This window comes from Roseibium sp. (assembly GCF_965216085.1).
Lineage (GTDB): Bacteria > Pseudomonadota > Alphaproteobacteria > Rhizobiales > Stappiaceae > Roseibium.
On record NZ_OZ244138.1, the window covers coordinates 5,783,830 to 5,796,798 of the forward strand.

At 54.3% G+C, this 12,969-nt stretch carries 15 protein-coding genes; 8 read left to right on the plus strand and 7 right to left on the minus strand.

Annotation, left to right across the window (positions count from 1 at the left end):
* Positions 1 to 110: 110 nt before the first annotated feature.
* The 3 genes from ftsY to dapF are packed head-to-tail and all read right to left on the minus strand — an operon-like array spanning position 111 to position 3,712.
* Positions 111 to 1,508, minus strand: coding sequence for a signal recognition particle-docking protein FtsY (gene ftsY / locus ACOOFE_RS26970; RefSeq protein WP_420412866.1), 1,398 nt, complete (start codon positions 1,506 to 1,508; stop codon positions 111 to 113).
* Between the two features lie 27 nt (positions 1,509 to 1,535).
* Complete coding sequence (gene mtaB / locus ACOOFE_RS26975) at positions 1,536 to 2,804, minus strand: tRNA (N(6)-L-threonylcarbamoyladenosine(37)-C(2))-methylthiotransferase MtaB (protein ID WP_420412867.1); 1,269 nt, start codon at positions 2,802 to 2,804, stop codon at positions 1,536 to 1,538.
* Positions 2,801 to 3,712, minus strand: a complete 912-nt coding sequence (gene dapF / locus ACOOFE_RS26980) for a diaminopimelate epimerase (protein ID WP_420412868.1) — start codon at positions 3,710 to 3,712, stop codon at positions 2,801 to 2,803. Before dapF ends, mtaB begins: the two co-directional genes overlap by 4 nt.
* Positions 3,713 to 4,043: 331 nt before the next feature.
* Here dapF and ACOOFE_RS26985 point away from each other — a divergent pair, with 331 nt between their 5' ends.
* The 3 genes from ACOOFE_RS26985 to ACOOFE_RS26995 all read left to right on the plus strand — a co-directional run bounded on the left by ACOOFE_RS26985 (position 4,044) and on the right by ACOOFE_RS26995 (position 6,887).
* Positions 4,044 to 5,039, plus strand: a complete 996-nt coding sequence (locus ACOOFE_RS26985) for a substrate-binding domain-containing protein (RefSeq protein ID WP_420412869.1) — start codon at positions 4,044 to 4,046, stop codon at positions 5,037 to 5,039.
* 149 nt (positions 5,040 to 5,188) lie between these two features.
* Entirely contained in the window at positions 5,189 to 5,623 is a 435-nt protein-coding gene (locus ACOOFE_RS26990) for a YHS domain-containing (seleno)protein (RefSeq protein WP_420412870.1), read from the plus strand.
* Between the two features lie 106 nt (positions 5,624 to 5,729).
* The gene (locus ACOOFE_RS26995; protein WP_420412871.1) at positions 5,730 to 6,887 is read left to right on the plus strand and encodes a M24 family metallopeptidase; all 1,158 of its coding nucleotides are present in this window, start codon (positions 5,730 to 5,732) and stop codon (positions 6,885 to 6,887) included.
* 37 nt (positions 6,888 to 6,924) lie between these two features.
* On the opposite strand, the gene ACOOFE_RS27000 is transcribed toward ACOOFE_RS26995, so the two are convergent.
* Positions 6,925 to 7,821 (minus strand): LysR family transcriptional regulator, encoded by an 897-nt coding sequence (locus ACOOFE_RS27000; protein ID WP_420412872.1) that lies wholly within the window; start codon positions 7,819 to 7,821, stop codon positions 6,925 to 6,927.
* Between the two features lie 111 nt (positions 7,822 to 7,932).
* On the opposite strand from ACOOFE_RS27000, the gene ACOOFE_RS27005 reads away from it, so the two are divergent.
* The 4 genes from ACOOFE_RS27005 (at position 7,933) to ACOOFE_RS27020 (ending at position 10,048) form a co-directional block, all read left to right on the plus strand.
* Positions 7,933 to 8,235: a DUF1330 domain-containing protein gene (locus ACOOFE_RS27005; RefSeq protein ID WP_420412873.1), complete on the plus strand. Its 303-nt coding sequence runs from the start codon at positions 7,933 to 7,935 to the stop codon at positions 8,233 to 8,235.
* Positions 8,236 to 8,270: 35 nt separating this feature from the next.
* Positions 8,271 to 9,227 carry an LLM class oxidoreductase gene (locus ACOOFE_RS27010; protein WP_420412874.1) on the plus strand — a complete coding sequence of 319 codons (957 nt, stop codon included), beginning with the start codon at positions 8,271 to 8,273 and terminating at the stop codon, positions 9,225 to 9,227.
* 8 nt (positions 9,228 to 9,235) lie between these two features.
* Entirely contained in the window at positions 9,236 to 9,640 is a 405-nt protein-coding gene (locus ACOOFE_RS27015; protein WP_420412875.1) for an SDR family NAD(P)-dependent oxidoreductase, read from the plus strand.
* 96 nt (positions 9,641 to 9,736) lie between these two features.
* Positions 9,737 to 10,048: a hypothetical protein gene (locus ACOOFE_RS27020; protein WP_420412876.1), complete on the plus strand. Its 312-nt coding sequence runs from the start codon at positions 9,737 to 9,739 to the stop codon at positions 10,046 to 10,048.
* Between the two features lie 12 nt (positions 10,049 to 10,060).
* Here ACOOFE_RS27020 and ACOOFE_RS27025 read toward each other — a convergent pair whose 3' ends face one another.
* Together ACOOFE_RS27025 and ACOOFE_RS27030 are read right to left on the minus strand one after the other, a co-directional pair.
* Positions 10,061 to 10,609: a thioredoxin family protein gene (locus tag ACOOFE_RS27025; protein ID WP_420412877.1), complete on the minus strand. Its 549-nt coding sequence runs from the start codon at positions 10,607 to 10,609 to the stop codon at positions 10,061 to 10,063.
* Positions 10,610 to 10,638: 29 nt separating this feature from the next.
* Positions 10,639 to 11,445, minus strand: a complete 807-nt coding sequence (locus ACOOFE_RS27030; RefSeq protein WP_420412878.1) for a lytic murein transglycosylase — start codon at positions 11,443 to 11,445, stop codon at positions 10,639 to 10,641.
* 177 nt (positions 11,446 to 11,622) lie between these two features.
* Here ACOOFE_RS27030 and ACOOFE_RS27035 point away from each other — a divergent pair, with 177 nt between their 5' ends.
* The gene (locus tag ACOOFE_RS27035; protein WP_420412879.1) at positions 11,623 to 12,450 is read left to right on the plus strand and encodes a reprolysin-like metallopeptidase; all 828 of its coding nucleotides are present in this window, start codon (positions 11,623 to 11,625) and stop codon (positions 12,448 to 12,450) included.
* Between the two features lie 50 nt (positions 12,451 to 12,500).
* Here the strand turns inward: ACOOFE_RS27035 and queF are convergent, their stop codons facing one another.
* The gene (gene queF, locus ACOOFE_RS27040) at positions 12,501 to 12,968 is read right to left on the minus strand and encodes a preQ(1) synthase (RefSeq protein WP_420412880.1); all 468 of its coding nucleotides are present in this window, start codon (positions 12,966 to 12,968) and stop codon (positions 12,501 to 12,503) included.
* Between the last annotated feature and the right edge of the window lies 1 nt (position 12,969).

Here is a 12,969-nt window from a genome sequence, read left to right on the forward strand (position 1 = left end):
TGTTTGGAGGCGGAACGGAATGGATCCTCGGGTCAAGCCCGAGGATGACAAAGTGAAAATGAAGGCATTGCCGTAACAGTGGCCCCTCACCCCGGAGTTGAGGCAGAGCCTCACGCCAATCCGGCAATTGCGCTGGCAAAATCCTTGGCGGAGAAGGGTTCGAGATCTTCAACGCCTTCGCCCACACCGATGAAATGGACCGGAAGACCATGTTTGGCGGCGATGGCCACCAGAATGCCGCCGCGGGCCGTGCCATCGAGTTTGGTCATGACCAGGCCCGTCACGCCAGCGACTTTGCCGAAGATTTCGACCTGATTGAGCGCGTTCTGACCGGTGGTCGCATCGAGCGTCAAGAGACAGGTGTGCGGGGCGTCCGGGTCATGTTTCTTGATGACGCGGATGACCTTTTCCAGCTCATCCATCAGCTCGGCCCGGTTCTGCAGCCGGCCGGCGGTGTCGATCAGAAGAACGTCGACTTGCCTTTCGGTCGCTTCCTTCATGGCGTCAAAAGCAAGGCCAGCGGCGTCCGCCCCAGTGTCACGCGCTATAACCTCAGCGCCGGTCCGTTCACCCCAGATTTTCAGCTGTTCAACAGCCGCGGCCCGGAAGGTGTCGCCCGCCGCGAGCATCACCGTCTTGCCCTCTTCCCGCAGTTTTTTGGAGAGTTTACCGATGGTGGTGGTCTTGCCCGTACCGTTGACGCCGACCATTAGAACCACATGCGGTTTTTTGCCGGAATTCAGATCAAGCGGCTCGGCGACCGGGGCCAGGACCTTTTCAACTTCTTCGGAAAGAATTTCGCGGACTTCTTCAGGAGAAATTTCTTTGTCATAGCGCCCATCCGACAGACGGTCGGTGATCGCCATCGCTGTATCAACGCCAAGGTCGGCCTGGATGAGAATATCCTCAAGCTCCTCCAGCATTGCCGCATCAAGCTTGCGCTTGGTGAAGATCGACGAAATGCCTTCGGTCAGCGACGATGAAGAGCGCGACAGGCCTTTTTTCAGCCGTTGGAACCAGGAGAGTTTCGGTTCTTCTTCTAAAGGAGTTGCCGGAACTTCTTCCGAAACTGTTTCTGTTACCGGTTCGTTTTGAAGTTCAGGTTCTTCGGCTGCCGCCTGCTGTTCCTCAGTTGGATCTGTCTCGCCACCTGAAGGGGCTTCAACGGCAGCAGGATCGGTCTCGAGTTCTTCCTCTGCAACTTGAGAGCCTTCGTCCGTCTCCGGACCAAGGTCAGCAGAGATCTCAACTTCAGGTGCGATCGGCGGAACAGGTGCCGGAATATCCGGTGCAAGCTCTGGGCCTGTATGTGCGGTTAGGACAGTATCCTCACTGATCATCGCAGCAACAGGCGCCACTTCCATCTCGACAGATGCGGTCGTGTCATCGGTGGTTTCGGGAACAGCCTGGCCGTCGGCCTGCGTTTCAACGGCTGCAGTATCCGGTTCTTCCGGCGTATCCTTGCCGCCAAAGAGCCGCCCAAAAAAACCGCGCTTTTTCTCGCTCATAAATCCGCCTTAAAACTCGGCCGCTGATTATGCTGCCTTTGAAAGGGCTTCGCCCAACAGATGGCGCCCGGTATGGCCGATAATCCTTGTTTGCACAATCTCACCGGCTGTGCCGCCAGGCAATTCGACTTGCGTAAATTGCTCCGTACGGCCCAGACCTTCTTTTTCGATCAGAACGGGACGCAAGCGGCCAACTTCGGCGGCCAAATGTTTCGCCAAAGCTTCCCCGCCTTTGGCCCGGAGCCGGGCACCGCGCTCTTTGATGATGGATCGATCCAGCTGCGGCATGCGCGCGGCCGGCGTTCCTGGGCGCGGCGAAAACGGGAAAACGTGCAAATGGGTCAGGCCGCATTCATCGACGATCTTGAGCGAATTTAAAAACATCTCTTCGGTCTCGGTCGGGAACCCGGCGATAATATCGGCGCCAAAAACCACATCCGGACGCAGTTTGCGGACGTCTTCGCAAAAGCGGATCGTATCGGCGCGCAAGTGCCGCCGTTTCATCCGTTTCAGGATCATGTCGTCGCCCGCCTGCAGCGACAGATGGAAATGCGGCATCAAACGATGATCGTCGGCGATCACCTGCATCAGATCGTCATCAGCCTCAATGGAATCGATGGACGACAGGCGCAGGCGTTTCAGATCCGGCACCATATTCAGGATTTTGGCGGTCAGAGTGCCGAGTTTCGGTTCGCCCGGCAAGTCAGCGCCATAGGAGGTGATATCAACACCAGTCAGGACGATCTCGTTGTATCCGTTGCCGACCAGCCGTTTGATCTGGTCGATCACCACACCCATCGGCACGGAGCGGGAATTGCCGCGGCCATAGGGAATGATGCAGAAAGTACAGCGGTGATCGCAGCCGTTTTGCACCTGGACAAACGCACGGGCGCGGCCGGTCAGGCCATCGATCAGGTGACCGGCGGTTTCCTCAACGCTCATGATGTCGTTGACGCGCACCTTCTCGGTTTCCGAAATGCCGAAGGCAGCAACATCGGCGTAGGATTTGCGTTCCAGCTTCTCGGTGTTGCCGAGTACCAGATCGACTTCGTCCATTTGTGAAAACGTGTCTGTTTCGGTCTGCGCGGCGCAGCCGGTGACAATGACCTTGGCGTCCGGGTTGTCGCGCTTGGCCTTGCGCACGGCCTGGCGGGCCTGGCGGACAGCTTCATTGGTGACGGCGCAGGTGTTGATGAGGATGGCCTCTTTGAGACCGGCGGCCTCTGCCTCACGCTTCATCACCTCCGACTCATAAGAATTGAGCCGGCAGCCAAAAGTTACGACATCTATGCTCATGAGGCCGCTTCCGCCTCTTGAACCGCATCCCCCTCGGCCGTTTTGCGCCAGGCGAGTGTTTCCAGATCAACTTCGCCTTCGAATTCAACTTCCGTCAGGCCAGTCATCAGGACGTGATCGTCACTTTCACGCCATTCAATTCCGATTGGACCGCCGGGCAAATGAATCGTGGTTTTGCGTCCGGCTTTGCCGTCTCGGGCCGCTGCAACACCCACAGCGCAAGCAGCCGTACCGCACGCTAGAGTCAGGCCGACACCGCGTTCCCAGACTTTTACCCGGATCTGATTGTCATCGTAGATGTGGGCCAGCGATATGTTCGCAGCTTCCGGAAACACTGGATGGTTTTCCAGAAGCGGGCCGACCTTCTCAAGACCATAACCTTCAACATCGTCGACCCAGAAGATGGCGTGGGGATTGCCCATATTCACGGCGGCTGGCGTATGCAGCACCGGATCATCAATCGGTCCGATCTGCAGTTCGATCGCGCGGGTATCGGCAAATTCTTCGGCCAATGGGATTTGATCCCACTCCAGGCGTGGTTTGCCCATATCGACCGTCACGCTTTGAGGTGCGTCCGTATCAAACGCGTGCAGCAGTCCAGCATTGGTCTCTATGGTGACAAAGTCCTTGCCGCTTTCTTCCATCAGCAAGCGGCCGATACACCGGGTGGCGTTGCCGCAGGCATCAACCTGGCTGCCATCCTGATTGTGAATACGCATGAAGGCATCGACACCGCATGTCGAACGCTCCACAGTGATCATTTGATCGAAGCCGATGCCATTTTCCCGGTCGCCCAATTTGGCAATCTGATCCTTGGTCAAGCGCAGTGGTTTTTCGCGGGCATCCCAGACCACGAAATCATTGCCAAGGCCATTCATTTTCAAAAAGGGTCTGGTTTCAGACGCCATACCGGGTGCACTTCATCTTGAGGGTGTCGGGAACATGGCGTGATTAAACACGCTCATTCCGCCTTATATGGCGGAATTCTGAAGAAATTACCAGATCTCTTACCCGAAAGGGTTAGCGGTGCAGACCTGCAACTGGAGCATAGATATCCTAGTCGGCACAGCATCTGCTTCTGTCCGTCTCGTGTTGGTCAAAATGGCGGGTCATTCTGTTAACGGCCGAATTGAAATGCTTCTGGTCCGGTCTTGAAGGCATCCCAAAAAGCGACATGTGTCCGAAAGCCCGTCAAAGAGTGTATAAAACCGTGATGGGCATTTTTAAAAGCTGGTGGCCATGCCGAAACTGATAGACACAGCAGGAAACGCAATAAGCTATTTAAGGGGCCGCTTCGGTGACCTGAAGAGCAGCGGATCGGCAAATGGCAGTTCTTCTACGGAGGACGAACACTCCGATACCGATCAGCAAGCAAATCTGGACTCAGAGGAGCGCCCCGAACGGCATTCACGCGGCAATGTTATCGGCCTGATAGTTCCCGATATTACCAATCCGTTTTTTGCGCATCTGGCAAAGAATATCGAGATGGAAGCCGCCTCTCGCGGCGGGATGGTGATGCTCGCCAATTCGCACGATGATCCGGATATTGAGCGCAAACAAGTCCGCGCCATGCATGATTGGCCAGTCACCGGAGTCATAGTCGTTGCAGTGTCAGACGCCAGCCGGCCCTATGAAGCCAGCATTCCGGTCATCTCTTTGGATCGCCGCTACGGCAGTTATCCTCTCGTCGCCACTGACCAACGGGATGGGGGCCGAAAAGCCGCTGAACATCTCTATGAACTTGGACACCGGACCATCGCCTATATTGCGGGGCCGGAGACCATGGAAGTCGCCCGCGAACGCCGGGATGGGTTCGTTGATCAGATCAATAAACTCTCCAGTCCTGAAGATCCGATCAATCTAACACTTCATTCGGGGGATTTTGCCTTTGCCGCCGGAGAAACGATCGCCCGTGGCATCTTTCTTAACGTGCGAAAAGGTGACCGGACCACAGCCATAGCCACTGCAAGCGACCAGCAAGCAATTGGCGTGCTGCGATGTGCACGCGATCTCGGTATACATGTGCCTCAGGACGTATCGGTTGTTGGGTTTGATGACATTACCCTGGCTTCACTGGTGGTTCCGCGATTGACTACATTACGCCAACCGATCGAAGCGATCGCCTCCCGGGCCGTCGACCAGGTTTTGGCGAAAACGCAACAAAAAACCGACTATGCTATTCGTGGTTCGTTGATTATCCGGGAATCGTCGGCACAGGCCAGCCGTTGGGAATAACTGTTTGTCTAGCGTTGCTTTGTTTCGAGGAATTTCGTCTTTGTTTTAGACATCTTGTCGGGTTGTCATGGTTTCTCACAAGAATTTGGATTGCATGTCAGCAGTCTGCACGTCATCTGTTGAGCAGCATTTATTTTGGGAGACGGGCCATGATCAATCGGCGGCAGATTTTGGGGCTAGTTGCAGGAAGCGCAGCCACACTGGTGATTTCCGCTGGCCCCTCTTTTGCCAAAGACCCGCTGGCGCTCACCGGATATGATCCGGTGTCTTACTTTTCAGGCCGGGCACCCGTTAAAGGTATTTCCGACTTCACAGCCAATCACCGCGGATTGACCTACCGCTTTGTTTCAGCTCAGAATCGGGAAACTTTTACTGCTAATCCAAAGAAATATGCGCCCCAATATGACGGCTACTGCGCCTATGGCGTCTCGCGCGGCTACAAGGTTGGCGTTGATCCGCTAGCTTACAAGGTGGTTGAGGGCAAGCTTTACGTCAATTACTCCCGCTCCGTTCAACGTACTTGGAGCCGGGACATTCCCGGGTACATTGCAAAAGCCGAAGAGAACTGGCCGAGTCTGAATTAGGTTTCACGCCGAACTAGGTCGTTGCCATATCAAAAACTCGGTCAGGAGACATTGGGCCTGTGGCATCCTCCAGTCGCTAGACCTTGTAGCGCTGGAGGATACCAGAATGCTGGATGAAGCAGTTGCCCGAACCACGGTTCTTCAATCTCGCATGGCGGACCTTGGCATTCGCCACGCCGTATTCACCTCCGAAAGTGCTATCGCCTATCTTGCAGGGTTCTGGGGGTACCTGGGCATTGAATTCGGCCGCCCGACTTTGCTTGTTGTGCCATCTGATGCCGCACCGATTGTCATTACACCACTGATGGAAAGCGAGATGGTGCGGGAAATGACCTGGATAGATGACGTCCGCACCTGGGAAGACACTGGATCACGTAGCTGGGCAAAGGCACTTGCCGATGGGCTGCCAGAAAGACCTCTTGCGATCTGGGTGGAGGCGCTAGATTTGCCGGCTCGAGTAAGGATGTTTTTCGATGATCAATTTCCGGCGATACCGCTGCGCGATATTGGGCCGGTTTTGGGCGTCCAGCGGATGATCAAGTCACCCCTTGAAATTGAGGTGATGAAACAGGCTGGTGAAATTGCGGGCGCCATGATGCACGCAGCGCATGCGTCTTTGCACGCCGGCGCGCGGGAATATGAAAGCGCACTGGCCGTGATCGAGGCGGGCACGCGGAAAGCGGCAGGGTTTCTGACAGATCGCGGTAGGGAGCGGTTTATCTCACCTCTGATCCACAACCTGCAGATCCTGCAAAGCGGGAAAAACACCTCAATGGTTCATGGCCGGGCATCGGTGAAAGCATATGAGCGTGGCAATCCGGTGTATTTCTGTTTTTGCAATATGGCACAGTTCAAGCAGTACAAGCTCGGATTTGACCGCATGTTTCATATTGCAGAAGCCACCGATGGCGCAGTTCGGGTTCAACAAGCAGCGATCGATGCGCAGCAAGCGGCTCTGGCAGCGATTAGACCGGGGGTCCAGGCTCAGGACGTCGCGGCCGCGGCCAATGAGATTTATGCAGAGCGGGGATATGTAACCGGATATCGCACAGGCCGCTCCATCGGTGTTGCCTACCTGGAAGCCCCGGAACTAAAGGCAGGTGATCAAACGACCCTAAAACCCGGTATGACCTTTGCCGTTGACGGCGGCATATCAGTAGAAGGTGAAACCGCCGGCCGGATTGGTGACAGCATCGTCGTGACGGAGACGGGCTTCGACTATCTCACAAACTATCCGCGTCAGGTGATGGTCACCGACAGTTGACCAAACTGCCCTGATGTTACTGACAAATCTAATCCAGTCATGCTGGCGAACCGGCGATCTTTTCAAGAAGGAAATCGATGAAAACCCGCACCTTTGCGGTTAAGACGTTGGATTTGGGATAGAGCAGCCACAATACGGTTGGATCATCAACTATGTAACCCGGCAAGACCCGGACAAGCGATCCGGACTTCAGCTCTTGATGCACGCTCCAAAGCGAATTGGCGGAGATACCAGCGCCGGTAACGGTCGCCAATTTCTGACTAAGACCGTTGTTCATCATCAGGCGGGTATTGCTGCCCCGCGTGTCGAAGATACCTTCGGCGTTATCCGGACCGATCAAGCGTTTTGTATTGCGGGTGCCAAAGCCAATCAGCTGGTGGTGTTCAAGGTCTGTTGGCGTTTCAGGAACACCTGCCTTTGCCAGATAATCGGATGATGCGCACAGGATCCGGGTATCGTCTGCCAGTTTCCGGCCCTTGAGGCTGGTGTCTTCGATAGGCGCATTGCGCAAGGCGAGATCGAAACTTCCCTCAATTAAGTCATACTTGGTATCGGACAGACGCAGATCGAGGCGAATGCCGGGAAATCGTTCCAGAAATTCCGGCAGCAGAGGCACGATATAGAGTTGGGCGAAAGTACTGGGAGCGGTGAAGCGTAAGGTGCCGGTCGCATCCGGTTTGCCGAAGCCAAGCGCTGCCCGGGCAGCTTCCTCCTGAGCCAGTATTTCTTTCGCATAAGGCAGAAACTCTGCGCCTTCTTGCGATAGCGATACTTTTCGGGTCGATCGGTGCAGGAGATCAGCGCCAAGCGCTCGTTCCAGTTTGGCAAGGCGTGCGCTCGCAATTGACGGTGCTAACCCCAGAACCTTGCCAGCTGCGCTGATATTGCTTTTTTCCGCTGCCAACACAAACAGGCGCAAGCACTCTGTATCCATCTAATTATCCTGAAAAACAGAATACTGAAGTCTTGAATATCTTATTTATAAAGAAAATAAAAGAAATATCTTGAGCTCACCGAAGACAAACCCGCTCAGGAGGTGATGGATATGAGTTTCTATTCCGTTTTGGCCGTAACCCCGACAACCGATGCATGGGTTGGCGACTACATCGGCCCTGCGAACAAATTGGTCGCCAAACATGGCGGTAGATACCTTGCCCGCACCGCAACTCATGAACAAGTTGAGGGAACAGAAGATCCTGCGGCGTTGCGGATCATTCTGGAATGGCCGTCCCGGGCGGCCGCCCTCGCCTTCATGAACGATCCTGAATACGTGCCACACTTGGAAGCGCGGACAAACGGATCAAAAAGCTTCCATTATTTGATCGAAGGAAAAGATGATCTCGCCTGAGATCTCAACTGTTCCATCATAGCTGGGTGCAAATCATGCTGAAGACGACCCATGACCGCGGATTTCGATCTCTGAACACGGCTTATAATCAAGTGTTTAAAGCGAACCGCTTGAGCTTTGGTCTGGTTTTGCCGCTTGAAAACTACGGGATGAACCCGGTTCCAAGCATGACAATGCATCTTGAACGCGTCCGGCTGGCCGAGCGGCTCGGATTCGCTGCCATTTGGCTTCGCGATGTGCCGTCCTTTGGCGATGCAGGGCAGTGCTTTGATCCGTTCGTCTATCTTGGGTATTTGGCCGCTGCGACGGACCGGATCGCATTGGGTGTCGCCAGCATCATCTTACCGCTGCGCCATCCGGCTCATGTCGCAAAAGCGGCGGCGAGCGCCGATGTGCTGTCAGGCGGCCGGATGTTGTTGGGCATTGCATCTGGTGACCAGCCGGAAGAGTTTCCGGCACTCAACGTTCCATTCACAGACCGCGGGGCGGCCTTCCGGGAAAGTTACGATTACATCCGCAGGATGGCGGAGCATGCGCCCAGCGTTGAAAACAGGTTCGGCACACCTGGCGGCGATATTGATATGTTGCCTAAGCCGTCAGCCGGGCATTTGCCGATGCTGGTAACTGGCGGAAGTCAGCAAGAACCGGATTGGATTGCGCAAAATGCTGATGGTTGGATGACCTACCCCCGCAACATTCGGCAACAAGCCGAAGCAATTGAAGCGTATCGAGCACGGATCGAAGCCTCCTGCGAGCCGGACAAACCAGTGATGCAGCCTCTGTATGTTGATCTGCAAGACAACCCTGATGCGCCCGCGCGGCCAATTCACCTTGGTTTCAGCGCTGGAATACACGCTCTTCGGGCCTATCTGAAGTCCGTTGAGGCGGTTGGTGTAAACCATGTTGGTCTCAACCTTCGTTTTAACCAGGCAGATACCGATACCACCTTGAAACGATTGGCGGATGAATTGCTGCCCGATTTTCAGTCATGAGGATCCCCATGCAAAAAACTATTCTCATAACCGGTGCCACCGATGGGATCGGACTTGAAACTGTCAGACAACTCGTTGCCGGTGGTCATAAGGTGCTCCTTCATGGGCGCAATTCAGACAAATTAGCAAAGGTTGACAAGGATCTGAGCGCTTTGTCTGGCGCAGGCCCCATCGAAACATATGTGGCTGATCTTTCAGATCTGGCACAGGTCGGCGTTCTTGCGGGGGAAATCGCCAGCCAGAACGACCAGCTGGATGTCCTGATCAACAATGCAGGCGTTTATCGCACCAATCAGCCATTGACCGATAACGGTATGGATGTACGTTTTGTGGTCAATACGATTGCGCCATATTTGTTAACGAGAAAACTGCTGCCGCTGATGTCTTCTTGCGGGCGGATCATAAACTTGTAATCCGCAGCCCAAGCCCCAGTGAATCTTGATGCGCTTTCAGGCCGCCGTCAGGTTGCCGATATGGAAGCATATGCATAGAGCAAACTCGCCATCACCATGTGGACGAGAGAACTTGCAAAAGAACTTGGTTCCAATGGCCCGGATGTTCTGGCCATTAATCCGAGATCTTTGCTTGCAACCAAGATGGTCAAGGAAGGATTTGGCGTCTCCGGCAATGATATCGGGATAGGCGCGGATATTCTGGTGCGGGCGGCCTTGTCAGAAGAATTTTCAGGGCGATCGGGAGGTTACTTTGACAATGATTCCGGTCGGTTTTCTGATCCGCACCCAGGTGCTTTAAGTGGACAGAAATCAGAAGATCTTGTGGCGGTGATAGAGGCGTTGATCAATGATTATGTGATTGGGTAGGCTCAACGAATTTCAGGTCCACTTGATCGAGCATCCCATGGACGGAAATTGGTCCCTCGGTCCATTTCCCGTCTCGCCGATCAAGCGCATGGCGGTCAGAAGCTCAGGCGCGCGATTTGACACATCTGCCATTCGGGCATCGTCCAGCCGCCCACGGTATTGCAACTCGCCTTTGGCGTTTAGTCCGAAAAAATCTGGCGTGCATACCGCACCATAAGCCTTGGCGACATTCTGGTCCTCGTCGACCAGATAGGGAAATGAAAAGTCATGTTCTGCAGCGAAGCGGACCATGTTTTCAGGGCTGTCGTCTGGGTATGCCCGGTAATCATTGGACATGACGGCCAGAACTCCAAACCCTTCCGCCTGCAATGCTTTGGCGTCGCTGGCCAGCCGCCCGGCAATTGCTTTCACATAGGGGCAATGATTGCAGATGAAGGCAATCAAAAGGCCCTTATCCCCGGTTTGGTCCGACATGGTGATCGCCGTTCCGCTGGGATCCTTGAGAGTGAAGTCAGGGGCCTTCCAGCCAAAATCACATAGAGGCGTATCAAGTGCGGGCATCGCTGTCCCTTTCCAAGTCCTGAAGGAAGTCAGTTGCCAATTTTTTCAGCCATCACCGAAATGGTCTGAACGTACACACTTGCCTTGTTCCACTTCTTCAAAACAGTGTAGTTCGCCGTGCCCGGACCCCAGCTTTGTCCCCGGCGCCAGCCTTTTTTTGCCAAGTAATTGGCGGTGGAGCCAAGCACGTCGGGCACAGAGCGGATGAGATCCCGGCGGCCGTTGCCGTCATAGTCGATGGCGTATTTCATATAGGATGAGGCCAGAAACTGGGTCTGTCCGATTTCACCAGCCCAGGCACCACGCATTTCAGACGGCTTCATGTCGCCGCGCTGGACAATGTGAAGGGCCGCGATCAATTCATTTGAGAAGAACTGTGACCGGCGGCAATCGTAGGCAAGGGTTGCCAGAGAGCGCATTACCGACATGTTGCCGATGTAACCGCCATAATTGGTCTCAAGACCCCAGATCGCCAGAATGACCGGAGCCGGCACACCAAACTGTTTTTCAATCCGCCGAAAAATCCGGCCATAGGTTTGGCCCAGTTTCTGCCCGCGCCGGATCATCGCATTGTTGACCCGCTTGGCGTAGAATTGATTGAAGCTGAGTTTGAAAGACTTTTGGTTGCGATCAAGGCGGATGACCTTGGAATTGTAAGTCACGCCGCTCAGCGCCGATTTGGCGACCCTCGGCTTTATACCGTACCGCTGAGAATTGGTGATTAGGCTATCGCGCCATTCGTTAAAACCGGCGGAACTGTTGCCGCACTTGGCATGAACGGCGGTTGTTGCAGATAGAATAAGTGTTGCGGCAAAAAATAGTCGAAGCGGGCGCATGAAATTCTCCCAAGAAAGAAACCGGACAACTGAAACTAGCACATCCTCACGGCAACAAAATTCTTAAGACTTGCACTTGGAGCAATCTGCCAATGTTGCCTCCGATAAAAAATCAAGTTGCATACATATGATAACTTAACGTAAAGTTGATTTTTTAATAAGATTTGGGAGGATGGTATGTCGGTTTACACATTGCGTGACAGCAAACTCACTAAAAAGAACTCCGGAAAGGTGTTGAAACTTCGGAGCGAAGAAGAAGCTGCTGGTCTTCAGGAAAAATATCTACACAAATATGGCAAATGCGGCGCTGTTTGCGATACCGATACCAAAGGCCATGCGACACCGCAGGACCAGGATTTGCTGGAGCTGATGGTCAATGCACCCGATGGCTTCGTTCCGCTGTGGGATAAAAACGTCACTTTGCGCTGGCGGTTTCAGGAGCAGGCGCTTTTGCAGTTCGAAAACGTGGATGAAATCAAGTCATATGTCAGAACACTGATGGCTGAAGGGATACAGGAATGGGGCGATGCCGTTCCTGTGCGCTTCAAGGAAGCAAATGAAGCCTGGGATTTTGAGCTTGTGATCCAAGCGGAGCGCAAATGTTCAATTAACGGCTGCACACTTGCAAGTGCTTTTTTCCCTGACGCAGGCCGCCATGAACTCAACATTTATCCGACGATGTTTAACCAAAGCCGGCAAGAACAAATTGAAACTATGGCTCATGAACTTGGTCATGTTTTCGGTCTGCGGCACTTTTTTGCTGATGTCTCGGAAACAGCTTGGCCCGCGGAGCTTTTCGGCACCCATAGCCGGTTTTCGATCATGAATTACGGTGCCGACAGCAGCATGACCGACAATGACCGGAAGGATCTGAAAACGCTTTACGCTCTGGCTCATTCTGGCGAATTGGACGAGATCAATGGGACGCGGATCAAGCTGGTCAGGCCGTTCAGCGAAACCCGATTGCCGACCTATGGCTTGGAATTGATCGCCGCCCGTCATTGATATTGGGGGGGCTTGTTCCCCCTAACGATCCGATATGTAAAAACGGTTACCTATCCACGTCCGCGGTACGGCTGCACACCCTGCTCGGGGATCCAGACGCTTTCCGGGGCTGGTCCGGTTTGATAAAAAACGTCGATCGGGATGCCGCCGCGGGGGAACCAATAGCCGCCAATCCGCAACCATTCCGGATCGAGCAGATCAACAAGGCGCTTGCCGATGGAGACGGTGCAGTCTTCATGGAAGGCGCCGTGGTTGCGGAAGGAGCCGAGGAACAGTTTCAGCGATTTGCTCTCGACCAGGAACGCCTTTGGCACATAGTCGATCACCAAGTGGGCAAAATCAGGCGCGCCCGTGATCGGGCATAGGGACGTGAACTCCGGCGCAACAAAGCGGACCATGTATTTGGTGCCGGATTGCGGGTTTGGAACCTTTTCAAGAACCGCCGTGTCCGGATCATCGGGCAGCTCGGTGGAAGCGCCGAGTTGGGTGAGATTTTCATAAATACTTTTGTCGCTCATC

Bases quoted from the DNA above. Each gene is read 5' to 3' on its own strand.
- ACOOFE_RS26995 (WP_420412871.1), top strand. From the start codon at position 5,730: ATGCTGGATGAAGCAGTTGCCCGAACCACGGTTCTTCAATCTCGCATG.
- ACOOFE_RS27030 (WP_420412878.1), bottom strand. From the start codon at position 11,445: ATGCGCCCGCTTCGACTATTTTTTGCCGCAACACTTATTCTATCTGCA.
- dapF (WP_420412868.1), bottom strand. From the start codon at position 3,712: ATGGCGTCTGAAACCAGACCCTTTTTGAAAATGAATGGCCTTGGCAAT.
- ACOOFE_RS26990 (WP_420412870.1), top strand. From the start codon at position 5,189: ATGATCAATCGGCGGCAGATTTTGGGGCTAGTTGCAGGAAGCGCAGCC.
- ACOOFE_RS26985 (WP_420412869.1), top strand. From the start codon at position 4,044: ATGCCGAAACTGATAGACACAGCAGGAAACGCAATAAGCTATTTAAGG.
- ACOOFE_RS27020 (WP_420412876.1), top strand. From the start codon at position 9,737: ATGTGGACGAGAGAACTTGCAAAAGAACTTGGTTCCAATGGCCCGGAT.
- mtaB (WP_420412867.1), bottom strand. From the start codon at position 2,804: ATGAGCATAGATGTCGTAACTTTTGGCTGCCGGCTCAATTCTTATGAG.
- ACOOFE_RS27035 (WP_420412879.1), top strand. From the start codon at position 11,623: ATGTCGGTTTACACATTGCGTGACAGCAAACTCACTAAAAAGAACTCC.
- ftsY (WP_420412866.1), bottom strand. From the start codon at position 1,508: ATGAGCGAGAAAAAGCGCGGTTTTTTTGGGCGGCTCTTTGGCGGCAAG.
- ACOOFE_RS27000 (WP_420412872.1), bottom strand. From the start codon at position 7,821: ATGGATACAGAGTGCTTGCGCCTGTTTGTGTTGGCAGCGGAAAAAAGC.
- ACOOFE_RS27015 (WP_420412875.1), top strand. From the start codon at position 9,236: ATGCAAAAAACTATTCTCATAACCGGTGCCACCGATGGGATCGGACTT.
- ACOOFE_RS27025 (WP_420412877.1), bottom strand. From the start codon at position 10,609: ATGCCCGCACTTGATACGCCTCTATGTGATTTTGGCTGGAAGGCCCCT.
- ACOOFE_RS27010 (WP_420412874.1), top strand. From the start codon at position 8,271: ATGCTGAAGACGACCCATGACCGCGGATTTCGATCTCTGAACACGGCT.
- ACOOFE_RS27005 (WP_420412873.1), top strand. From the start codon at position 7,933: ATGAGTTTCTATTCCGTTTTGGCCGTAACCCCGACAACCGATGCATGG.
- queF (WP_420412880.1), bottom strand. From the start codon at position 12,968: ATGAGCGACAAAAGTATTTATGAAAATCTCACCCAACTCGGCGCTTCC.